Raw genomic sequence first — 21,995 nt, 5'->3', positions numbered from 1 at the left:
CTCCTCACCTCAGGACTGACACCCACCATGTTCCGTACTGCCCTGCGCAATGTGCTCTCGCACAAGGCCAGGCTGCTGATGACCGTCCTCGCCGTGCTGCTCGGCGTGGCCTTCGTCTCCGGCACCCTGGTCTTCACCGACACCCTCAGCCACGCCTTCCGTAACCAGTCGGCCAAGAACTACTCCGACGTGGCCGTCGCGGTCACCTCGTACTCCGACTCGGAACACCCCAAGGAAGCCCCCGGGGTCAGCGCGAAGACCCTGGACCGGATACGGGGCCTGGACGGTGTCACCTCGGCCACCGGCCGCGTCTCCGGGTTCGCCGGTGTCGCCGACCACCAGGGCAAGCTGATCGGCAACGGCTGGTCCAACAAGGGTGGGAACTACTCCCCCGGCGCCGGGGGCAAGGACGGCCAGTACGCGTTCACCGACGGCTCGGGCCCGGTGCGCGGCAGCCAGATCGCGCTGGACCGGGACTCCGCGGACAAGGGCGGCTACCACGTCGGTGACACCGTGCGGGTCGCGACGAACGGGCCGGTGCGCACGTACACCCTCTCCGGGATCTTCACCACCGACGACGGCGCGGTCGGCGCGGGCGGCAGCCTGGTCCTCTTCGACACCGCGGTCACGCAGAAGCTCTATCTGCAGCCCGGCTGGTACCAGGACGTCAACATCGCGGCCTCCCCCGGCACTTCCCAGGCGAAGCTCCTCTCCGAGGTCACGCCGCTCCTCCCGAAGAACGCCGAGGCCAAGACCGGCAAGCAGCTCGCCGACGAGCAGGCCAAGCAGATCACGCGGGAGATGTCGGGGCTGAGCCAGATGCTCCTCGGCTTCGCGGCGGTCGCGCTCTTCGTCGGGATCTTCCTGATCTCCAACACCTTCACCATGCTGGTCGCCCAGCGCACCAAGGAGCTGGCTCTGCTGCGCGCCGTCGGCGCGTCCCGCAAGCAGGTCACCCGCTCGGTGCTCGCCGAGGCGCTGGTGGTCGGCACGGTCGCCTCCGTGGTCGGCTTCGGGCTCGGCATCGGCCTGGCCGTGGGGCTGCGCTCCGCGATGGGCTCGTTCGGGGCGAAGGTGCCCGGCGGCCCGCTGATCGTGGCGCCCAGCACCGCACTGGCCGCGCTGCTCGTCGGCGTACTGATCACCATGCTCGCCGCCTGGCTGCCCGCCCGCAGGGCGGCGAAGATCCCGCCGGTCGCGGCGATGGGCAGCGCCCATCTGCCCGCCACGACGAAGTCCCTGGTCGTACGGAACTCGATCGGCGCCGTCATCACGCTGGCCGGCGCCGCGGTGATCATCGCCGGTGCGTCGGCCGGCTCCAGCGGCCGGATGATGATCGGGGCCGGTGCCTTCCTCGCCCTGATCGGCGTGATCGTGCTGATCCCGCTGCTCTCCCGTCCCGTCATCGCGCTCGTACGGCCGCTGCTGACCGGGGTGTTCGGGGTGTCGGGCAAGCTCGCGGGCCAGAACGCGGTCCGTAACCCGCGCCGCACCGGGGCCACCGCCTCCGCGCTGGCGATCGGTCTGACCCTGGTCACCGGACTCTCGGTGATCGGTGTCACGGTGGGCCAGTCCGTTGACCGGATGACCACGGACAACTTCAAGGGCGACTACATGGTCGAGATGGCCAACGGCATGTCGCTGACGCCCTCCACGGTCACCGCGCTGGAGAAGGCCAAGGGCGTCACCGCGGTCTCCCCGCAGACCGGCAGCCAGATCATCATCGACGGCAGCGACCAGGCGGTCTCCGGAGTGAAGCCCGGCGACATCCAGCAGCTGCTCAACCTCCCGGTGGTCTCGGGCTCGCTGGACTCGCTCGCCAAGGGCCAGATCGCCGTCGAGCAGAAGACGGCGGAGAAGCAGGGCTGGAAGCCCGGCACCAAGGTGTCCGCGAAGTACCTGGACGACAAGAAGGGCTCGCTGACGGTCGGCGCGGTCTTCAAGGAGAACCAGTTCGTCTCGCCCGTCCTGGCCTCCATGTCGGTGCTCACCCCGCACGAGGAGAAGCCGGAGATCCAGCAGATCCTCGTGAAGACGGACAGCGGCTCCGGTGAGCAGGCCCTGGTGGACGCGATGGGTGGCAACCCGGCCATCTCCGTCATGGGCCAGCAGGACATCCGCAACACCATGGGCGGCATGATCAACACCACCCTGAACATCATGTACGGGCTGCTGGCGATGGCCCTGATCATCGCGGTGCTCGGCGTCATCAACACCCTGGCGATGTCGGTCTTCGAGCGTCAGCAGGAGATCGGGATGCTGCGGGCGATCGGCCTGGACCGGGCCAAGGTGAAGCGGATGATCCGGCTGGAGGCCGTGGTGATCTCGCTCTTCGGCGCGGTGGTCGGGATCGCGCTGGGAACCTTCCTGGCCTGGGCCGTCGGCCAGACCATCAAGTCGAGCATCCCGCACTATGTGCTGGTCATGCCGTGGGGGCGGATCGGCATCTTCCTGGCGCTCGCGGCGGTCGTCGGGGTGCTGGCCTCGCTCTGGCCGGCCCGCAGCGCGGCACGGCTGAACATGCTGACCGCGATCAAGACGGAGTAAGCCTCCCGGCGACGGTCATACGCAGACGGGGAGGCCCGGGACATCGACAGTGTCCCGGGCCTCCCCTGCGCGTGCCCGGCGCCCGCCGGGCAGGTCCGCGGCCCGTCAGCGCCAGTCGCGGGCCCGGCGCGGCAGCCCCGAGGCCCCGCTCTCCGGGGTCTTCACGGCCAGCACCTGGTTGACGCCGATCCGGTTCTTCTCGAAGGCGAGCGCGGACGCGGCCATGTAGAGCCGCCAGATCCGGGCCCGGCCCGGACTCGTCAGCCGGACCGCCTCCGCCCAGCGCGCCTCAAGGTTGGCCACCCACTCCCGGAGCGTCAGCGCGTAGTGCTCGCGGAGCATCTCGACGTCGCGGGCCTCGAAACCGGCCTCCTCGAGGAGCTCCACGGTCCGGCCGACCGGCGACAGCTCGCCGTCCGGGAAGACGTAGGCGTCGATGAACGCGTCGATCTCGTACGCCGACTCGTCGCGCTCGGGGCGGCGGCCGATCTGGTGGTTGAGCAGCCGGCCGCCGGGCTTGAGCAGCGCGAACAGATCGTCCGCGTATTCGCGGTAGCGGATCGACCCGACGTGCTCGGCCATCCCGATCGACGAAATCGCGTCGTACGGGCCGTCCTTGACGTCCCGGTAGTCCTGGACGCGGATCTCGATCCGGTCGGTCAGGCCCTCCTCGGCGATGCGCTTGCGCGCGTACGCGGCCTGCTCGCGGGAGAGGGTGACACCGGTGACCCGCGCCCCGTACTCGCGGGCGGCGTGGATGGCCATCGAGCCCCATCCGCAGCCGACGTCGAGCAGCCGCATGCCCTCCTTGAGTTCCAGCTTCCGGCAGACCAGGTCGAGCTTGTCGCGCTGGGCGGTCTCCAGCGTGGAATCCTCGGCCCAGTAGGCGCAGGAGTAGACCATCGACGGCCCGAGCACCAGCTCGTAGAAGTCGTTGCCGACGTCGTAGTGGTGGCTGATGGCCTGCTGGTCGCGGCGCTTGGTGTGGATCGGGCCCCGGCGGCGTCTGATCTCCTCCGCCGGCGGGGGCGGCGGGGGCAGCAGCCCGCCGATGTCCAGCAGCCCGCGGGCGGCGGCCCGCAGCTTCGGGTCGAGCAGCGCCAGGCGCGTCTTCTTGAGCTCCGCCGGGTCGTCGCGCTCCCAGATCAGCCCGGCCAGCAGGTCGAGCGCCGCGTACAGATCGCCGTCCACGTCGATCTCACCGGCGACCCAGGCCCGGGCGAGGCCGAGCTCCCCCGGCTTCCACAACAGCCGCCGCAGGGCGCGCCGGTGACGGATCACCAGGACGGGCGTCCCCGGCGGCCCGGACTCGCTGCCGTCCCAGGCCCGGATGCGGACCGGGAGCGGGGCTCCCAGCAGCTCCTCGGCGAGAGTGGTCAGCCGCAGCGCGGCGTCGGCCATGGCGCACACCTCCGTACAACAGATGGGAAAGGCTCAGCAGTAGGTAAACACCGAACACCCGCCGCCACAGTCCCAATACCACATAACGGGAGCGTAAAATCCGTGGTGGATACATGTACATCTGTCCCGGTACGTCGAAGAGGCCGCCCGCACCACGGATGGCGGACGGCCTCTTCGACTTGAACGAACGTGAACGAACCTGCTGCGCTACCGGGTCAGGCCTTGGCCTTCTCGGCGTCGGACTTGCCCGCTTCGGCCTTCGGCGCCGCAGGACGGGGCGCCGGCTTGGCCGCCTCGTAGAACTCCTCGCGCGGAGTCTCCATCGCGCCGAGCGAGACGACCTCGCGCTTGAGGAACATCGCGAGGGTCCAGTCGGCGACGACGCGGATCTTGCGGTTCCAGGTCGGCACCGCGAGGCCGTGGTAACCACGGTGCATGTACCAGGCGAGGCGACCCTTGAGCTTGATCTTCATCTTGCCCATGACGATCATCGCGACGCCCTTGTGGAGGCCGAGACCCGCCACCGCACCCTTGTTGGCGTGCTCGTAGTCGCCCTGCGGGAAGCCGCGCATACCCGAGATGACGTTGTCGCCGAGGACCTTGGCCTGGCGCAGCGCGTGCTGGGCGTTCGGCGGGCACCAGGCGTTCTCGACGCCGGCCTTGCGGGCGGCCATGTCCGGGACCTGCGCGTTGTCACCCGCGGCCCAGATATAGTCCGTGCCCTGGACCTGGAGCTTCTCGGAGGTGTCCACGTGGCCGCGGGGGCCGAGCGGCAGACCGTAGCGCGCGAGGACCGGGTTCGGCTTGACGCCGGCGGTCCAGACGAGCGTGTTGGCGTCGACCTCCAGGCCGTTGTTCAGCACCACGTGGCCGTCGATGCAGGAGTCCATGCCGGTCTTGAGGTAGACCTCGACCCCGCGGGACTCCAGGTGCTCCTTGCCGTACGCGCCGAGCTTCGGCCCGACCTCGGGAAGGATCTTGTCCGCCACGTCGACCAGCAGGAAGCGCATGTCCTCGCGCTTGACGTTGGTGTAGTACTTCGCGGCGTCCCTGGCCATGTCCTCGACCTCGCCGATGGTCTCCGCACCTGCGAAGCCACCGCCGACGAAGACGAAGGTGAGCGCCTTGCGGCGGACGTCCTCGTCGGTCGTCGAGTCGGCCTTGTCGAGCTGCTCGAGGACGTGGTTGCGCAGGCCGATCGCCTCCTCGACACCCTTCATACCGATGCCCTGCTCGGCGAGGCCGGGGATCGGGAAGGTGCGGGAGACCGCGCCGAGCGCGATGACCAGGTAGTCGAAGGGCAGCTCGTAGGCCTCGCCGACGAGCGGCGCGACCGTGGCGACCTTGCGGTCCTGGTCGATCGTGGTGACTCGGCCGGTGAGGATCTCGGCCTTCGGCAGCACGCGTCGCAGCGGGACGACGACATGCCTGGGCGAGATGCTGCCGGCAGCAGCTTCGGGGAGGAAGGGCTGGTACGTCATGTACGAGCGCGGGTCCACGACCGTAACGGTCGCTTCGCCGTAGCGCATCTTCTTGAGAATGCGTCGAGCTGCGTACAGGCCTACGTACCCGCCTCCAACTACGAGGATCCTGGGACGCTCCGTGGTGCTCATGGCAACGAGTATCCACCTCCTGAGGGGGGGTACCTCGTGCGCCCCTTCACAAGGTCGACGGGCACCTCTGCTACACTGCGCGGCCCACATGACGGAGGTCACTCCTCCACAAGGGAACCAGCACGCCCCACTGGACGTTGTCCACCCCTCTTGAGCTGGCCCTCACGGCGTTGCGGCGAGTGGACCACTGCCCGATGACAGCCCCCCGCAACACGTACAAGACCGCGCGCGACAGGCGGAACAGAGACCTCTGGGCACCCGGCAGCGACCAATGTCCTCAGATCTTCGGCCGACGGGCCCCAATTCCTTGTGAAGAACTTCACGAACTTTCTCGCGGCCGGCCGCCGGGACGGCTCACCGGGGCGCCCCGGAAGGCTGACAACGCTGTCATCGACCCTCCCGGACGTGCTCCCCTGACGCGCTTCCGGGCCGCCCTCGCGGACGGCCCGGCGTCGCTGTCGGGCGTCGCTATCCGGCGTCGCGCGCGCAGCTCCACGCGATGCCGTCGAGGATGTCGTGCTCGCTGACGACCACCTCGCCGGCGCCTGTCCGCTTCATGACCGAGTGCAGGATCATCGCGCCCGCGCCGATGACGTCCACCCGTCCCGGATGCATCACCGGGATCGCCGCTCGTTCCTCGTGGGACGAGATCAGCAGGTTTCCGGCGATCTCGCCGACCTGCGCGGCGGTGATCCGTGAGTGGTGGATCGCCGTCGAGTCGTAGGCGTCGAGGCCCAGTGCGATGGCGCTGACCGTGGTCACCGAACCGGCGAGACCGACCAGCGTGCGGTTCCCGGACAGCGGGACCGTCTTGGCCGCCTCGTCCAGCGCGACGTCGATGTCGGCCCGCATCGCGGTGATCTCGCCGAGCGTCGGCGGGTCGTGGCGGACGTGCCGCTCGGTGAGCCGTACGCAGCCGATGTCCACCGAGCGGGCCGCCTTGGCGGTCTCGCCCCCGACGACGAACTCGGTGGAGCCGCCGCCGATGTCCACCACCAGGTACTCGCCGCCCTGCCCGGCCAGTTCCTTCGTCGCGCCGGTGAAGGAGAACTCGGCCTCCTGGTCGCCGGTGATCACCTCGGGTTCGACGCCGAGGATGTCGCGCACCCCGCTGACGAACTCGTCGCGGTTCTCGGCGTCGCGGGACGCGGAGGTGGCGACGAAGCGGAGGTGTCCGGCGCCGTGGGCCTTGATGATCTCGGCGTACTCCGTACAGGCCGCGAAGGTCCGCTCCAGCGCCTCGGGGGCGAGCCGGCCCGTCCGGTCGACGTCCTGGCCGAGCCGGACGATGGTCATCCGCCGGTCCAGGTCGACGAGTTCGCCGGTGGCGGGGTCGGCGTCCGCGACGAGCAGACGGATGGAGTTCGTACCGCAGTCAATGGCAGCGACGCGGGTCATATGGGTGTCCTCACGGATGTGTGAAAGGGGAGTGGGGTTCCATCCCCGGCCCGGTCCTCAGTCGCCGAGCGGGGTGGAGTCTTCGCCGTCCCGCGCCCGCGGCACGCACGGGCCCTTCGCCCACCACTCGGGCAGCATCGCGATCGCCTCGTCCCCCAGCGGGTTGACGCCCGGCCCTGCGGCCAGCGAGTGACCGACCAGGACATGCAGGCACTTGACCCGGTCGGGCATGCCACCCGCACTCGGGAAGCCCTCCAGGACCTCGATCGCGTCGCGGCGGGCGAGGTAGTCCTCGTGCGCTGCCCGGTAGGCGGCGGCCAGTTCGGGGTCGGTGCGCAGGCGCTCGGTCATCTCCTTCATGACGCCGTTCGCCTCCAGCGTGCCGATCGCGGAGGCCGCACGCGGGCACGTCAGGTAGTAAGTCGTCGGGAACGGCGTGCCGTCCTCCAGACGCGGGGCCGTCTCGACGACGTCGGGATTGCCGCACGGGCAGCGGTGCGCGATGGCGCGCAGCCCGCGGGGCGGTCGGCCGAGCTGCTCCTTGAACGCGCTGATGTCCGCGTCGGTGGGCTCGGTACGGTCGGTCTGCGGAGGGGGCGTTTCCATGCCTGCCTTGGATCTGAGTGCCTGTGAAGTGGGGTGCCGGTGAAGTGGGGTGCCGGGAAGAGAGTTGCCTGTGGAGTGAGTGCCTGCGGAGTGAGTGCCGGTGGGGCGGCGGCCGGCGGCGAACAGCTGACGGCCGGTACGGCCCCGCCTAGGGGGCCTTGGTGCGGTCCGCGCTGTCCACGCCGTCCCACAGGTTCGAGTACCACGGCCGGTCGGCCGCGCCCTTGCCGCCGGAGCGCTGGGTACGGGCGTCGGGGTCGATCATGGTGTAGTTGGTCTCCCCCGGCCGCACGTAGTGCAGTTGCTCACGGGCCAGCCGCTCCACGTACGCGTTGTCCTGGAGGCGGGCCTTCTCGTCCCGCAGCTCCTCGACCCGCGCTCTCGCGTCGCTGACCTGGCGCCGCTGGTCGGCGATGTCGCCGCGCTGCGACACGTACTGCCGCATCGGATACGCGAGCGCCACCACCAGGGTGCAGAGCACCATCAGCAGTATCGCGGCCCGGCCGGTGAGCCGGGGCCTGCGCGCCTGGCGCCTGGACTGGGAGCGGTAGACACGGGCCGCGGTCTGCTCACCGAGCACCTTGAGTCTGGTCGCGGTGGAGAACCGGTCCCGGTTCCCTGCCATGCCGCCTCCCCGTTACACACGCACGTCCGTCCCCGGACACGGTACGGGACCGGGGACGGGGACGGCTGCGCGTGGCTGCGCCTTTGCTGCTGATTCAGCTCTTTATTCAGTTCTTCGGCCGTGTCAGCTGTTCTTCGTTCGATTCAGCTGCTCTCCGGCTGCGTCACTGTGTCAGCTGGAGCGGAAGCGCGGGAACGCCGAACGGCCCGCGTAGACCGCCGCGTCGTCGAGGATCTCCTCGATGCGCAGCAGCTGGTTGTACTTGGCGACGCGGTCCGAGCGGGCCGGGGCGCCGGTCTTGATCTGGCCGCAGTTCACGGCGACCGCGAGGTCGGCGATGGTGACGTCCTCGGTCTCGCCGGAACGGTGCGACATCATGCACTTGAAGCCGTTGCGCTGCGCGAGCTCGACGGCGTCCAGGGTCTCGGTCAGCGAACCGATCTGGTTGACCTTGACAAGCAGGGCGTTGGCGGAGCCCTCCTCGATACCGCGGGCCAGCCGCTCCGGGTTGGTGACGAAGAGGTCGTCGCCGACGATCTGGACCTTGGCGCCCAGCTTGTCGGTGATGACCTTCCAGCCGTCCCAGTCGTCCTCGTACAGCGGGTCCTCGATGGAGACGAGCGGGTACGCGGAGACGAGCTCCTCGTAGTACTCGGTCATCTCGGCGGCCGAGCGGGACTTGCCCTCGAACTCGTACTTGCCGTCCTTGTAGAACTCGGAGGCGGCGACGTCGAGCGCGAGCGCGATGTCCTTGCCCGGCGCGTAACCGGCTTCCTTGATGGCCTCGAGGATGAGGTCGAGGGCGGCGCGGTTCGACTCCAGGTTCGGCGCGAAGCCGCCCTCGTCGCCGAGACCGGTCGACAGGCCCTTGGTCTTCAGGACCTTCTTGAGGGTGTGGTAGACCTCGGCGCCCCAGCGCAGCGCTTCCGAGAAGGACTCGGCGCCGATCGGCGCGATCATGAACTCCTGGATGTCGACGTTGGAGTCGGCGTGCGACCCGCCGTTCAGGATGTTCATCATCGGAACGGGCAGCAGGTGCGCGTTCGGGCCGCCCAGGTAGCGGAAGAGCGGGAGGTCGGAAGCCTCGGACGCGGCGTGCGCCACGGCGAGCGAGACGCCGAGGATGGCGTTGGCGCCGAGCGAGCCCTTGTTCTCCGTCGCGTCCAGGTCGAACATCGCCTGGTCGATCAGGCGCTGCTCGGTGGCGTCGTAGCCGACGAGCTCCGGCCCGATCTGCTCGATGACGGCGAGGACTGCCTTCTCGACACCCTTGCCCTGGTAACGGTTGGGGTCACCGTCGCGGAGCTCGATGGCCTCGAACGCACCGGTGGAGGCGCCGGACGGGACGGCGGCACGGCCCGTGCTGCCGTCGTCGAGGCCGACCTCGACCTCGACCGTGGGGTTGCCTCGGGAGTCCAGGATTTCCCGGGCTACGACGACGTCGATGGACGGCACTAGCATCTCCTTCTGGGATGTGACGCTATGGGCGCAGGGTCTCTGTGGCCTTGCGGCATGAGCCTAACCGGCTCGGAGCCATCAGCCGGCAGGGCGCCCGGACCCTGGGACGAAAAAGGGCCCAAAAGCTTGTATGACGGTGTGAAAGTCACCAAATTTACCAGATGGTGACCACGCCACCCTCCCCGGACGGGCCGCGGGACGAACCAGGACGCGGCTCCGGCGGAGAGACCCCCGGCCCGGCGCGTACGGGGGAGTCGCGCCGGGCCGGGGGTGCTGGGGAGAGCTGATATCAGCTCAGGTGGAGCTGCTGACCGGGGAAGATCAGGTTGGCGTCCTTCACGATGTCCTTGTTCAGGTCGTAGACCTTCTTCCAGCCACCGGAGACGTGCTCGGCCTTGGCGATCTTGGCGAGGGTGTCGCCGGCCTTGACCTTGTACTCGCCGTCGCCCTTCTGGACCGTGGTGGGCGCGGCGTGGCGGGGAGCGGCGTGCTTCGGGGCGGCCGGCGCACTGGTGCGGGCCTCACTGCGCGAAGCGGACTGCTGGTCGCTGTGGCTGCTCTGCTGGCCGGCGCTCGACGAGGAGGAGCCGCTGTTCGAACCGGTGGAGACGTCCGGGCTCGGACCGCCGCTGGTCAGGTTGCCGGCACCGGCGCAGGACCAGGCGCCCGGTCCCTGCATGGCGAGAAGCTTCTCGGCGGTGGCGATCTGCTGGCCCTTGGTGGCGAGGTCGGCACGCGGGGCGTACTGCGTACCGCCGGCGGCGGCCCAGCTGGAGTTGTTGAACTGGAGGCCGCCGTAGTAGCCGTTGCCCGTGTTGGTGGACCAGTTACCACCGGACTCGCACTGCGCGACGGCGTCCCAGGTGGAGACCGAAGCGGCGGAGGCCGAGGTCGCCCCGATCAGCGGAACGGCCACAGCGGCACCGGCAACACCGGCGAGCGTGGCGACGCGAACGGCCTTCGAGGGGCGACGGTGCTTGGACTTGCTGGAAAACAGCATGACGGATCTCCTCACCGACGCCTACGAGGTGAGCTGTCGGGTTCGGGCCAATGAGTTGCCCGGCTGCGCGACCTAGCGCACAGCTTCACCCCAAGCCGGTCCCGGTTCGTGCCGTTCTCTGACTCTGAACGGACGGCCGGCCCCGGCGCTTACCTGGGTCCCCCGCTCCTGCCTGCGGCGCTTCTTAGCGTCAACTGCTTCCCTTCGACCGATGGCAGGATTCGGCGTGGCGATCGAAGAGGCCCGCGGTGCGAGCGGTCTGACCGTAATCACAGGACCCCCCGATATTCAAAGATGAACATCGGGGGAGAAATCCCTGGTTTACGACCCCGCGTTACCCGTTTCTGCAGGTGAGGGACGGCGTACGCCGGGCGGACAGTCCGGACATTCAGCAGGGCCGACGAGAGTCATGTCTCACTCGAACAGAAGCGGACATACAATCCCGAACTACCCCTGGTTTCGGTCGAGATCAAGGCTCTGGCCAGGAACGATGAAGTCCGGATCGCCTCCGACGGTCCGATGGTTCGCCGCGTAGAGCGCGGGCCATCCGCCGGGCAGATCGTGCGCCTCCGCGATGGACCAGAGGTTGTCACCCGCGCGGACGGTGTAGCTGCCGTCCGTACGGGCGTCATCCCGGGACGTCTCCCCGCCGCGTGAAGCGTGCCGGCCGGTCTCGTCATGGCTCGCACCGGAGTCGCCCGCGGCCTCGCCGCCCCGGTGCCTGCCGACCCCCGAGTGCGCCGAGCCGGAAGGGGCGGGAGACGCGGAGTCCGACGGGCCGGGCGTGACGGATGTACTGGAGCCCGAAGTATCCGAAGAACCCGAATGGCCCGAATTGCTGGAAGAGTCCGATGCATCCGATGAAGGGTCAGATGCCGGAGATGACGGTGATGATGGGGTCGGCGATCCGGAAGGGGAACCCGACGGAGGGCCCGAGGGGGAATCGGACGGGCTCGGACTCGCCTGCTTCGACGGCGTCCGCGTGGACGGCGTCCCCTTCGAACCGTCCGCACCCGTGTCCGCGCCCGACGGGTGCTTGGTGGACGCGGACGGCTTCGTGGGGCTGGGGCTCGCGGTGTCCGGGGAGCCCGGGTCCACCGTGGCCGTGTCCGCGTCGTCCTTCGTCAGCCCGGCGATGGCCGCACAACTGGCCCAGGGGGTCGCACCCTCGGCCGCGTACACCTTCTGGGCGACGGCTATCTGCTGGGAGCGGCTGGCCAGGTCGGGGCGGGCCGCGTACTGCCCGCCGCCGTACTTGTCCCAGGTCGCCTGCGAGAACTGGAGGCCGCCGTAGTGCCCGTTGTTGAGGTCGGTGCTCCAGATGCCGCCGCTCTCACACAGCGCCACCCGGTCCCAGGTCGTGGCGTCAGCCGCGTGGGCGCCGGTCGACGCCAGCAGCGGAAGGGCGATGGCCGAGCCCGTAACTCCTGCCGCTACGACAAGAGCTGGGGCCTGACGGGGGCGGCGGTGCCGACCGTTCCCGGTGCGCATGCGGTGGCCTTCCGTGTGACGGATGAGTCGAGGGGTGAACGTAGCCGCACTCGAACACCAGTCACAAGTCGATGCAGTGGAGATCACATGAAAGTCACGTTCTTGACACCCCGTCAGTCATGCACCGGTCAGGCCGTCAGTTCGGCGGCGTACCGAACTCCACCGGAAGCGTGCGCAATCCCCGCATGATGAGCCCGCCACGCCAGCGCAAATCGCCAGGTTCTGCCGCAAGTCGCAGGTCCGGCAGACGGCGCAGCAGTGTGGCGAGCGCGGTCTGCGCCTCCAGCCGGGCGAGGGGCGCGCCGAGGCAGTAGTGGATGCCGTGCCCGTACCCCAGATGCTGGTTGTCGGTGCGTGAGAGGTCGAGTGTGTCGGGCTCGGCGAAGCGCTCGGGATCGCGGTCGGCGGCGGCCAGCACGACCAGTACGGGATCGCCCTCCGCGATGGACTGCCCGCCCAGGGTCAGCGCCTCGGTGGCGAACCGCCAGGTCGCCAGCTCCACCGGCCCGTCGTACCGCAGGAGTTCCTCCACACCGGTGGCGAGGAGGCCGGTCTCGCCCGCCGCCAGTGACGCCTCCAGGCGCGCCCGCTGGTCCGGATTGCGGAGCAGCGCGTACATACCGTTGCCGATGAGGTTGACCGTCGTCTCGAACCCGGCGAAGAGCAGGATGAACGCCATCGCCGCCGCTTCGTTCTCGGTCAGGTGCTCGCCGTCGTCGCTCGCCCTGATGAGCCCGGAGATGAGGTCGTCGCCGGGGTTCTCCCGCTTTCGGTGGATGAGTTCGGCGAGGTAGTTCCGCATCTTCTTGACCGACCGCGCGACCCCGCCGCGCGGCCCGCCGCCGTGACGGATCATCATGCCCGCCCAGTCGCGGAAGTCGTCCTGGTCCTCACGGGGGACGCCGAGCAGGTCGCAGATGGCGTAGATGGGGAGCGGAAAGGCGAAGTCATGGATGAGGTCGGCCTGGCCCCCGGCCTGCCCCCGGGCCTGTCCCCCGGCCTCCGCCCGGGTCCCTCCCCGGGGTTCTTCCCGGGGCTCTCCCTCGGGCTCCTCCTCTCCCCCTTCTTCTCCCGCGCTCCTCGCCACGAAGGCGTCGATCAGCTGGTCCGTCAGCTCCTGCACGCGCGGTGCGAAGAGCGCGACGGTGCGCGGGGTGAACGCCTTGGAGACCAGACGCCGCAGCCGGGTGTGGTCCGGCGGGTCGATGTTCAGCAGATGCGTCATCAGCTCCGCCTTGCGCTCGCCCGGAATGCCGGTCTTGCCCTTGGCGTGCGGGGACTCCGCGTGGTGCGCGGGGTTCTTCGACAGCCGGGGCTCGGCGAGTGCCGTCCGCGCGTCCGCGTACCGCGTCACGAGCCAGGCCTCCACCCCGCTCGGGAGCGCGGTCCTGTGGACGGGCGCGTTCTCGCGGAGCCAGGCGTACGCGGGGTACGGGTCGGTCGCGAACTCCCAGGTGAAAAGGGTGGGGGCCGGGCCTGCGGTGCTGTTGTCGGTCACTCCTCGACGGTAGCCGTACCCGCTGCCGCGCTCTCCGCGGCCCGGATCGCGTCCCGGTACGCCCGCGCCGCGGCGCGCAGCGCGGCCTCCGGGTCCGTGCCCGCCGCCTCCGCGCTCGCGGCCAGGGCGAGCAACCGGTAGCCGACGCCCTCCCCCGCCGGGAGCGGCACGTCGAGCTCCGAGCCCCGCACCCGGGACGTCAGCTTCGCCGCGAGCGCGAGGGCCGGCTGACCGACCGGGACGCCGTCCGTCACCGACGCCCGCTGCTTCTCGATCGCCTTGGTGCGGTTCCAGTGGGCGTGGACCTCCTCGGCGGTCTCCGCCGTCTCGTCACCGAACACATGCGGGTGGCGGTGGATCAGCTTCTCGACCAGGCCGCCCGCGACATCGTCGATGGAGAACGGCTCGTCCCCCTCCTCCCCGGTGCCCTCCTGCGCGATCCGCGCGTGGAAGACGACCTGGAGCAGCACGTCCCCGAGCTCCTCGCGCAGTTCGTCGCGGTCGCCGTCCTCGATCGCCTCGACGAGTTCGTACGCCTCCTCGATCAGGTACTTGGCGAGCCCCCGGTGGGTCTGCTGGGAGGTCCACGGGCACTCGCGCCGCACCCGGTCCATCACCTGCACCAGGTCGAGCAGGCGGGCCCCCGGCAGATCGTACGAACCGGGCAGCAGCTCCAGGTCCGGCATCCGCACCCGGCCGCTGCCCGCGAGCCTGGCCAGCCCGTCGGTCAGCTGCCGGTCGCCCTCGCCCGAGGGGAGGACGACGACCGTGCGGCCGCCCGCGCACTCCTCGACCAGCTGGTGCGCGTCGGGCGCCGCGTGCTCGACGGTCACCCCCGCCTCACGCAGATACGGCAGCTGCGGGTGCTCGGGGTCCACGCAGAGCACCCGGTCCGCCGTGTGCAGCAGCTGCCAGGCCGGCCAGGACAGCAGCCCCGGCGCGACCCGGTGGCTGGTGGTGAGCAGGACGACCCGGCCGGGGGCGTCGAGCGCCTCGGGAACGGCGGCGAAGGCGGGCGCGGAGCCGGTGGCGTCAGGGGTGTTTTCAGCGGTCACCCGTCGAAACTACCCCGCCGCGCTGACTCCGGTTCCGGCGGACGTGTCGGCCTGTTCCCTGGTGACCTGGGTGATCCACGGCGTCTTGTACGCGCCGAGCTGGCTCTTCTTGGCGTCCCAGACCCCGTAGCGCGGATTGACGTCCACGCCCAGCGCCTTGGACGTCTTCATCATCGCCTGGAGCACGGCGCTCTGGCCCTGCGGAGTGCTGAGGGAGGCGCCCAGCTTCTCGGCCAGCTTCGACGCGGTGACCTGCTCCTGGAGCGCCTGGTCGATCTGGCCGGGTGCGATGCCGTTCTGCTGGAGGTAGACCTGCTGGAGCCGCTGCTCGCTGCCGGCCTGCTTGACCAGCTGGGCGCGCGCGTCCTGGATGTCCTTGCGGGTGACCTTCGCCCCGGCGTCCGCCGCCGCCTTCGCGAGCACCCGGTCGAAGATCATGTTGCCGAGCTTCATGCCACTGAGGTTGTTGCTGCTCCTGATCAGCTCGGCGGCCTGCGGGGACTTGTTCTGCGCCGCGCGTACGTCGTTCACCTGCGTCTGCAGGGCGGCGACCGTGATCCGGTCCTTGCCCACGACGGCCGCGGCGCCCGGATGGGGCTGGCTGCCGCAGGCGGCGAGGAGCGGGGCTGCGGCGACGAGCGCGGCGGATACGGAGAGCGCAGTGCGACGGCGGCGGTGCAAAGGAGCCTCCTGGCGGCGAGTTTGTGCTAACTCGGGTGCGGCGCCCGGCGCCTCCTTGCGGGGTGGCGGCCGGGTGACGGGTGGGCACAAGGCCTTGCGTTGATCGATGTTAGGCACTTGGCGTGGCGGGGGCCACTGGTTCGACCAACGATTCAGGGGCTTCCCGGTTGTCGGGGCGGAGCATGATCGTCCGCGAGATGACAAAAGTGAGCGGAATGGCGGCAGCCGCCGCGACCAGTGGTGCGTAGGAGGCGCTGAGGCCGGCCACGTCCACCAGCAGGTACACCCCACCGGTGGTGATCACGAAGTTGGCCGCGTTGGTCAGCGGGAAGAGCAGGAACTTCCGCCAGGTCGGCCGGATCCGGTAGGTGAACCGGGCGTTCATGAAGAAGGAGCCGACCATGCTGAGGCAGAAGGCGACGGTGTGCGCGGCGAGGTACGGGAGCCGCGTGAGCAGGAGCAGGTAACAGCCGTAGTACGTACCGGTGTTCACCACACCGACGAGAGCGAAGCGGACCAGCTGGCCCAGCTTCGCCGTAGGGGCCAGCCGTGCGGTGTTCATCTGCGTACGCGCTCCTGAAAGCGGGAGGAAGGGAGAGAAGGGGAGAAGAGGCGAGAGGACGGGAGTGCGGGCAGGGGTACAGGAGGACACACCCGGCCCCCGGTGAAGTTGAAGTCCCGGTGACGGCTGAGTGAACTCACCATATTCCAGGCCAATTCCGCGTATTCACTGCCATATTCGGGGCATGAGACCCCGCCGTCCGGCAGTGACACCCCGCCTTCGTGCCACCGTACTGGCCACGCTGCTCACCGTACTGGCCGTGTGCACCGGGGACGCCGCCGCCCGTATCTATCCCTACGGTCCGCGCCACCGGAGCATCAGCGACCTGGGCAACCAGTACATCCCCTTCCACGCCCACCTCCAGGATCTGCTGCACGGCAGGGCGCACGGCGGGCTGCTGCTCAACTGGCAGTCGGGGTTCGGCACGTCCTTCCTGCCGGATCTGGGGACGTATCTGAGCAGCCCGTTCGCGCTGCTTGTGGCGGCCTTCCCGAAGGACCGGATCGACCTCGCGGTGTATGTGGTCACCCTGCTCAAGATGGCGGCGGCCTCGGCGGCGATGACCTCACTGCTCCTCACGCTGCGGCCCGGCCGCTGGTGGGCGGCCGGGCTGCTCGGCGCCTCGTACGCGCTCTGCGGCTGGTCGGTCCTGGAGGCGTCGTACAACCTGATGTGGCTGGACGGGCTGGTCGCCTTCCCGCTGCTGTGCCTGGTCGGCGAGTGGGTGCGGAACGGGCGCCGGCCGCTCCTCGGACCGGTGGTCGTCGCGCTCGCCTGGACCGCGAACTTCTACACCGCGTACATGGCGACCATCGGGGCGGCGCTGGTGCTGCTGGTACGGCTGCTGCTGATCAGGGGAGAGGGGACGGGAGCGCACCGTCCGGTCCGGGTGCTGCTCCGGGCGGCCGGAACGGTCCTGCTCGGCATCGGCCTCTCGGCCCCGCTCCTCTGTACGGTCTTCCTCGGGACCCGGCACGCGTACCCGGGCTGGACCCGGAACTTCGCGCCCGCCTCCTGGACGGATGTGTTCGCGCGCACGCTCCCCGCCACGTACAGCTTCTCCACGCCCGCGCTGTTCCTCGGCACGGGCACCCTGCTGCTGGTCTGCGCGCTGGCCTTCCACCGGGCGGTGCCGCGCCGGGAGCGGGCCGCGTGGACGGGGCTCGTGGTGCTGGTCGCGCTGTCGATGCAGTGGAAGCCCACGCATCTGTTCTGGCATGTGTTCGCGACGCCGAACGGCAGCCCGTACCGGCAGACGTTCGTCCTGAGCGGCCTGCTGGTGATCGCGGCCTGGACAGCGCTCTCGTACGGGGTGCCGGGCGGCCGGGCCCTGGCCGGCGGGGCGGGGGTGCTCACCGTGGGGGCGGCCTTCGCCGCCTTCTCGCGGACGGTGACTGTATATACGTATCCGCTCTTCGGACTCGGCCTGGCCGCGGCGGTGGCCGGGCTGGTGCTGCTGAGGAGGGCGGGGCGGCAACCGGGCACCGGGCGGACCGGCGACGCGCGGCCCGGGGTGCGGGTCCGTCGCTGGCAGCCGGTCGTCGCCGTGCTGCTGCTCGTGGGGGCGCAGGCGGGTCAGGCGGCCGCGACGACGGCGTACGCGGACCGGGTCAAGATCCACCGGCTCGACGACTACGCGCCCTGGGGCCGCCACCTGGACGATGAGGCGGCAGCGGTCGCCCGGGCCGACGGCTGGCCGCACTACCGCACCGACCCGGGGCGCCAGCAGACCACCGGGAACGACCCGTTGCTGGTCGGCGGGGAGGGCGGCTCGTACTACAGCAGCATGACGCCGGACCCGTACACCCGGACGATGGCCGCGCTGGGGGCCGGCTGGACCTCGCGGGGGCGGAACATACAGTCGCTGGACAACCCGGTGACGGACGCGATCTTCTCGGTGGGCGCGCGGGTGCGGTCGGCGCCGGACCCGAAGGGCGCCGGTGCCGTGACGGTGACGCGGGCGGCCGCGCCTCCGCTGGTGACGGTACGGCCGCCGGGCCCGGCGCCGCACTTCGGACGCTCCCCGTTCCGGAACCAGGAACTGCTGCTCGGCGCGGACGTGTACACGTACGCGGACAAGTGCCCGGCCGGTACCGACGTCTTCTACTCGGCACCGGACTTCACGGGCTCCGCCCAGTTGGGCAGCGGCGAACCGGTGGAACTGCGCGGCGGTCAGCGGGGCCGGCGCGCCGCACTCCAGCCGATGGGCCGGGCTCCGGGCGGCGCGGCGGTCACCCCGCACCCGCACGGCAGGACGGGCTGCCTGTCCCGCCCGGAACTGGCCCGCGCGGTGAACCATCTGACGGAGACGGGCGCGACCTCGGTCCAGGTCACGGACGACGGGGTACGGGCCCAACTCCCGCCGGGTTCAAAGGGAACCGCGGTGTTCGCGATGCCCCGTATCTCCGGCTGGCAGTGCCACACGGGCCACGGGGCCGACCACCCGGCGCGCTCGTATCTGGGCCTGGTGGCGGTACCGCTGACCGGCGACGCGACAAGCGTGAGCTGCGGTTTCCGCCCGCCCGGACTGCGGATCGGCTCGGCGGTGGGGGGTCTGGCGCTGGCCCTGCTGATCGGGGCGGCGGTCGTACGGGGAGTGCGGCGCCGGGGACCCGGCCGGGGAGCTGCCGCGCCGACGACGGCCGCAGGCCCGCCGCTCACCGCCGCAACACCGGCTGCGGGGAGTGGAGTTGCCGCGGCGGTCAGTTCTGCCAGGCGGACAGCAGGTCGGCGGGGGTGAGTGCGAGGTCCGGGCGTACGCCGTCGGCGAGCCCGGCCGGGCACACCGCCAGCAGCCGGGCAGTGTCGGCGCCGGGGACTCGGTGCCGCGCATCGGCGAGACGGTCCAGGTCCCGTGCGCCGAACCGCTTGTTCTCGCGCCACTTCACCGACCCGACGAGCAGCACTTCCCTCCCGGCGGCGGCCGGCAGGGCGATGTCGTACTCGACGCTGTTGTCACGGTTCCACCAGCTGCCGGCCTGACCCGCTCCCTGAAGACCGGGCATTCCGAGGCTGAGGCGCGACACCGCGTCCTGGACCAGCGGTTCGACCGCCCGGCCCCGCCAACTCGGCCAGCCCCGGTCGAAAGCGCTGCGGGCGATGTCCGGGCGCCCCCGCGCGATGTGGGGCAGTTGCTCCTCGACGAAGCGGAACCAGAACCGGAGACATGGGTCGGCGATGCGGTAACGGCGCAGCCTGCTGCCGGGGCTGCTTCCGACGGGGACGTCGACAGCCACGACCCCCTTCTCCGAAAGCACTCTTATCGCACGCGTCACCGCGGTCTGCGCGGTGGTCCCCGCCTCCGGGAGCCTGCCGACGACCTGGCTGAAGGTGCCGGAACCGACCTCCGTACCGCCGATCGCCGAAAGCACCCGCCGGGCCTGCTGGGCGTCAGGGAATTCGGCGTCCAGTGAGCGCTGCCCCATGACCGCGAGATCACTGTTCTCGTCGCCCAGCTGCTCGTGCACAAAAGTCGCGGTGCTCGCCACGCGCGCCCGGTCCGCCACCAGCCGGGGGTAACCGCCGGTGACCAGAGCGGCGTCGAACGCTGCCATGGGGTCGGTGTCAGGCCCCAACGCCTCGGCGCACTCGGCCGGATTGAACGGCGAGATCGTCTGGTTCTTCGCCCGTCCGTACAGCGGCCTGTCGTGCTCGGTGAGCCGTTCCATCATGGTGACGTCGGAACCGATCAGCACGAAGAGTACGGGCGCGTGCTCAAGCTGCCGGTCCCAGGCGTTCTGCAGCTGCCCTTCAAGGGTGGGATCAACGCCGGCCGCCCAGGGGAACTCGTCGATGACCACGACGGATGGAGTGTCCCGGCAGGCGACGGCGATACGGCCGAGTGCGTCCCGCCAGTCCGCCGGCGGAGCGGCGAACAGCGTCTCGGCGTCCTTGAGCGGAGTGGTCGACGTGTGCATGTCTGCGGTGAGGGTCTGCAGCTGGGCCGTCGGTGGCGCGTTCTTGACAGCCGTGAAGTAGAGGTACGGGAGTCCGGCCCGCTCGACGAAGCGCGTGAAGAGGCGGGACTTCCCCACCTGACGCCGCCCCCGCACGGCAAGCAACTGGCCGGTGCCGGTCTCCCGGATTCGGTCCAGACGGCGGTGCAGATCGTCGAAGACGTATCGGCGTCCGTAGAAGTCCATGGAGGCCCCGTATCACTTCTCACTTCTCGCTACATACAAAGACGTATCATACATCAATGTACGTTAAGCACGACCCGGCCTTGCACCGCCCATTCACGGGGCGGACGGGTGGATCTCACCGCGACGACACCGGAAGCCACCAGGCTCTCGGGCAGCCGGCGCGGCCCGCCGAACCCACAGCGCGGCGCGTCCGGCGCGCGACGCACACGTACTGGCGGGTTCAGCGATCTCCGAACGGATCCCTCATGACCAGCAGCACACCCGGCGCAACGCCGTCGGGCAGCAGCCCTTCGGACCACATGTCCGCGGACGACACCGAGCAGCTTCCGGCCCCCGCCGGGCTGGACGAGGTGAAGGGGTGGTTCTTCGCGGCGGACCAGTTGCTCTTCGACTGGCTCCTGACCCGGCAGAAGGGCCTCGCCGAGGCCGGCGACCTGCTGGAAGTGGGCGCGTACATGGGCAAGAGCGCGATCTTCACCGGTTCCTATCTGCGCCCCGGCGAACGCTTCACCGTCTGCGACCTGTTCGACGGCCCCGCCGACGACTCCGCGAACGACGCCGAGATGGCCAAGTCGTACTCCACACTCACCCGGCGGGCGTTCGAGGCGAACTACCTGTCCTTCCACGACGAGTTGCCGACCGTCCTGCAGGGCCTGTCGTCGATGGTGCCCGGCCGGGTGGCCGACGGCAGCTGCCGCTTCGTGCATGTCGACGCCTCGCATCTGTACGAACACGTCCACGCCGACATCGCGACGGCCCGCGCGGTACTGAAGCCGTACGGCGTCGTCGTCCTGGACGACTTCCGCGCCGAGCACTGCCCCGGCGTCGCCGCAGCGGCCTGGCAGGCCGTGACCAGCGGGGGTCTGCACGTCCTCTGCATCACCGGCACCAAGCTCTACGGGACCTGGGGCGACCCCACCGCCCTGCGCGCCGAACTGGCGGCCTGGCTCGCGACCCGCAAGGACCTCTGGCACGGCGAGGAGTCCGTCGCGGGCGAACCGCTCATCCGCATCAGCGGCAAGAAGGCGCAGCTCCCGCCGCAGCCCGTGTCCCGCCACCCCGCACCACCGCGGACCACGACAGCCCGCACACCCGGCCCGGCCACGACACCCCGCAGCCGCCCACCGCTGCACCGGTTCGCGGCGAACGTCCTGCCCCCGTTCCTCGCCAAGGCGGCGGCGTCCGCGCGGCGGCGCGGGTAGAGGGAGCCGCTGGTTACCCCGCGAGGGCCGGAACGTACTTGTAGCCCACGCCGACAACCGTCGCGATGGCCTTTCGGTACTGCGGGCCGAGGCGTCGGCGCAGACGGGCGACATGTACGTCCACCGTTCGTTCACTGCCTGCCGAATCGGGCCAGATCGCAGCGATGAGCCGATGGCGCGTATGGACGTGGAGCGGCCGGGAAATGAAATATGCCAGCAGGTCGAACTCCAGCTTGGGCAGTTCGAGTTGACGCCCCGCGACATGCACCGTGCGTGCATCGTGGTCGACTTGGATGGGGTCCGTAAGGGGTTCCGGGGGCGCGGCCGATTCGGCTCTTTCAGCCATGTACCCGGGAATGGCCTCCGGTTCCGGGGAAGGCGCGAACACGAGGTGGACCTCTGAGGATGTCTGGTGCACCGAGACGGGGACATACCCCTGAGCCGCGAGCATCCATCGCCCGCGGGAAATCGGTTCGACGGTCACCGCGGGGTCAGTCGGCGGGCGACCTGGCACAGCGTGCCATCCAGTCCGGTCCGGACCGTGTGCTGTGAAAGTGCCTGTGGACATTGGCTACTCATTCCCATCGGGGTGTGCAGAGCAGACGTTCACGGAAATACGGCCGCGTTCGACAGCGGCGCGCCAAACACTACACGTGATGGCATAAGTTCGGAAAGTAACCTCCACATAGTGGATGTCACGACACCCGGGCACCGAT

The 21,995-nt window shown here is 70.0% G+C and carries 17 protein-coding genes and 1 riboswitch; of the genes, 3 read left to right on the top strand and 14 right to left on the bottom strand.

The genetic code is table 11. From position 1 onward, the window contains the following. The first annotated feature begins 27 nt into the window (after positions 1-27). Complete coding sequence (locus OG210_RS19260) at positions 28-2,547, top strand: FtsX-like permease family protein (protein WP_328327306.1); 2,520 nt, start codon at positions 28-30, stop codon at positions 2,545-2,547. A gap of 105 nt (positions 2,548-2,652) precedes the next feature. On the opposite strand, the gene OG210_RS19255 is transcribed toward OG210_RS19260, so the two are convergent. The 12 genes from OG210_RS19255 to OG210_RS19200 all read right to left on the bottom strand — a co-directional run bounded on the left by OG210_RS19255 (position 2,653) and on the right by OG210_RS19200 (position 15,935). After that, positions 2,653-3,948, bottom strand: a complete 1,296-nt coding sequence (locus OG210_RS19255) for a class I SAM-dependent methyltransferase (RefSeq protein ID WP_371537867.1) — start codon at positions 3,946-3,948, stop codon at positions 2,653-2,655. Positions 3,949-4,163: 215 nt separating this feature from the next. Further along, a complete protein-coding gene (locus OG210_RS19250) occupies positions 4,164-5,561 on the bottom strand; it encodes an NAD(P)/FAD-dependent oxidoreductase (RefSeq protein WP_266856287.1) in 1,398 nt (465 codons plus the stop codon). A gap of 468 nt (positions 5,562-6,029) precedes the next feature. Next, positions 6,030-6,959, bottom strand: coding sequence for a Ppx/GppA phosphatase family protein (locus OG210_RS19245; protein WP_328327312.1), 930 nt, complete (start codon positions 6,957-6,959; stop codon positions 6,030-6,032). A gap of 57 nt (positions 6,960-7,016) precedes the next feature. Then, positions 7,017-7,565, bottom strand: coding sequence for a DUF501 domain-containing protein (locus OG210_RS19240; protein ID WP_328327314.1), 549 nt, complete (start codon positions 7,563-7,565; stop codon positions 7,017-7,019). Positions 7,566-7,713: 148 nt separating this feature from the next. Continuing rightward, positions 7,714-8,190, bottom strand: a complete 477-nt coding sequence (locus OG210_RS19235; protein ID WP_328327316.1) for a septum formation initiator family protein — start codon at positions 8,188-8,190, stop codon at positions 7,714-7,716. Between the two features lie 171 nt (positions 8,191-8,361). Continuing rightward, positions 8,362-9,651 carry a phosphopyruvate hydratase gene (gene eno / locus OG210_RS19230; RefSeq protein WP_327297204.1) on the bottom strand — a complete coding sequence of 430 codons (1,290 nt, stop codon included), beginning with the start codon at positions 9,649-9,651 and terminating at the stop codon, positions 8,362-8,364. A 286-nt stretch (positions 9,652-9,937) separates the two neighbouring features. After that, positions 9,938-10,648 (bottom strand): transglycosylase family protein, encoded by a 711-nt coding sequence (locus OG210_RS19225; RefSeq protein WP_328327318.1) that lies wholly within the window; start codon positions 10,646-10,648, stop codon positions 9,938-9,940. A gap of 3 nt (positions 10,649-10,651) precedes the next feature. Beyond that, positions 10,652-10,838: riboswitch (cyclic di-AMP (ydaO/yuaA leader) on the bottom strand. A gap of 257 nt (positions 10,839-11,095) precedes the next feature. Next, on the bottom strand, positions 11,096-12,139 hold the full coding sequence (locus tag OG210_RS19220; protein WP_371537863.1) for a transglycosylase family protein: 1,044 nt from the start codon (positions 12,137-12,139) through the stop codon (positions 11,096-11,098). A gap of 136 nt (positions 12,140-12,275) precedes the next feature. Further along, positions 12,276-13,637: a cytochrome P450 gene (locus OG210_RS19215; protein WP_328327322.1), complete on the bottom strand. Its 1,362-nt coding sequence runs from the start codon at positions 13,635-13,637 to the stop codon at positions 12,276-12,278. Further along, a complete protein-coding gene (locus OG210_RS19210) occupies positions 13,634-14,692 on the bottom strand; it encodes a nucleoside triphosphate pyrophosphohydrolase (protein WP_371537860.1) in 1,059 nt (352 codons plus the stop codon). Before OG210_RS19210 ends, OG210_RS19215 begins: the two co-directional genes overlap by 4 nt. Before the next feature lie 9 nt (positions 14,693-14,701). After that, the gene (locus OG210_RS19205; RefSeq protein ID WP_328327324.1) at positions 14,702-15,373 is read right to left on the bottom strand and encodes a SurA N-terminal domain-containing protein; all 672 of its coding nucleotides are present in this window, start codon (positions 15,371-15,373) and stop codon (positions 14,702-14,704) included. A gap of 109 nt (positions 15,374-15,482) precedes the next feature. After that, a complete protein-coding gene (locus OG210_RS19200; protein WP_328327326.1) occupies positions 15,483-15,935 on the bottom strand; it encodes a GtrA family protein in 453 nt (150 codons plus the stop codon). Between the two features lie 184 nt (positions 15,936-16,119). On the opposite strand from OG210_RS19200, the gene OG210_RS19195 reads away from it, so the two are divergent. Beyond that, positions 16,120-18,675, top strand: coding sequence for a YfhO family protein (locus tag OG210_RS19195; protein ID WP_328327328.1), 2,556 nt, complete (start codon positions 16,120-16,122; stop codon positions 18,673-18,675). Here the strand turns inward: OG210_RS19195 and OG210_RS19190 are convergent. Next, positions 18,638-20,077: an ATP-binding protein gene (locus tag OG210_RS19190; RefSeq protein ID WP_328327330.1), complete on the bottom strand. Its 1,440-nt coding sequence runs from the start codon at positions 20,075-20,077 to the stop codon at positions 18,638-18,640. The two genes, OG210_RS19195 and OG210_RS19190, sit on opposite strands and share 38 nt — an antisense overlap. Before the next feature lie 299 nt (positions 20,078-20,376). Here OG210_RS19190 and OG210_RS19185 point away from each other — a divergent pair, with 299 nt between their 5' ends. Further along, a complete protein-coding gene (locus tag OG210_RS19185; RefSeq protein WP_328335456.1) occupies positions 20,377-21,279 on the top strand; it encodes a class I SAM-dependent methyltransferase in 903 nt (300 codons plus the stop codon). A 13-nt stretch (positions 21,280-21,292) separates the two neighbouring features. Here the strand turns inward: OG210_RS19185 and OG210_RS19180 are convergent, their stop codons facing one another. Beyond that, a complete protein-coding gene (locus OG210_RS19180; protein WP_371537855.1) occupies positions 21,293-21,763 on the bottom strand; it encodes a winged helix-turn-helix domain-containing protein in 471 nt (156 codons plus the stop codon). Positions 21,764-21,995 lie beyond the last annotated feature (232 nt).

Origin of the sequence: Streptomyces sp. NBC_00466 (assembly GCF_041433995.1) — a bacterium.
GTDB lineage: Bacteria > Actinomycetota > Actinomycetes > Streptomycetales > Streptomycetaceae > Streptomyces.
This window is presented reverse-complemented; position numbering and strand designations above follow the sequence as displayed.

What these genes read in the sequence shown, in the direction of transcription:
- eno (WP_327297204.1), bottom strand. Translation starts at nt 9,651, where the DNA reads ATGCTAGTGCCGTCCATCGACGTCGTCGTAGCCCGGGAAATCCTGGAC.
- OG210_RS19195 (WP_328327328.1), top strand. Translation starts at nt 16,120, where the DNA reads ATGAGACCCCGCCGTCCGGCAGTGACACCCCGCCTTCGTGCCACCGTA.
- OG210_RS19250 (WP_266856287.1), bottom strand. Translation starts at nt 5,561, where the DNA reads ATGAGCACCACGGAGCGTCCCAGGATCCTCGTAGTTGGAGGCGGGTAC.
- OG210_RS19235 (WP_328327316.1), bottom strand. Translation starts at nt 8,190, where the DNA reads ATGGCAGGGAACCGGGACCGGTTCTCCACCGCGACCAGACTCAAGGTG.
- OG210_RS19245 (WP_328327312.1), bottom strand. Translation starts at nt 6,959, where the DNA reads ATGACCCGCGTCGCTGCCATTGACTGCGGTACGAACTCCATCCGTCTG.
- OG210_RS19200 (WP_328327326.1), bottom strand. Translation starts at nt 15,935, where the DNA reads ATGAACACCGCACGGCTGGCCCCTACGGCGAAGCTGGGCCAGCTGGTC.
- OG210_RS19185 (WP_328335456.1), top strand. Translation starts at nt 20,377, where the DNA reads ATGTCCGCGGACGACACCGAGCAGCTTCCGGCCCCCGCCGGGCTGGAC.
- OG210_RS19190 (WP_328327330.1), bottom strand. Translation starts at nt 20,077, where the DNA reads ATGGACTTCTACGGACGCCGATACGTCTTCGACGATCTGCACCGCCGT.
- OG210_RS19220 (WP_371537863.1), bottom strand. Translation starts at nt 12,139, where the DNA reads ATGCGCACCGGGAACGGTCGGCACCGCCGCCCCCGTCAGGCCCCAGCT.
- OG210_RS19260 (WP_328327306.1), top strand. Translation starts at nt 28, where the DNA reads ATGTTCCGTACTGCCCTGCGCAATGTGCTCTCGCACAAGGCCAGGCTG.
- OG210_RS19255 (WP_371537867.1), bottom strand. Translation starts at nt 3,948, where the DNA reads ATGGCCGACGCCGCGCTGCGGCTGACCACTCTCGCCGAGGAGCTGCTG.
- OG210_RS19225 (WP_328327318.1), bottom strand. Translation starts at nt 10,648, where the DNA reads ATGCTGTTTTCCAGCAAGTCCAAGCACCGTCGCCCCTCGAAGGCCGTT.
- OG210_RS19240 (WP_328327314.1), bottom strand. Translation starts at nt 7,565, where the DNA reads ATGGAAACGCCCCCTCCGCAGACCGACCGTACCGAGCCCACCGACGCG.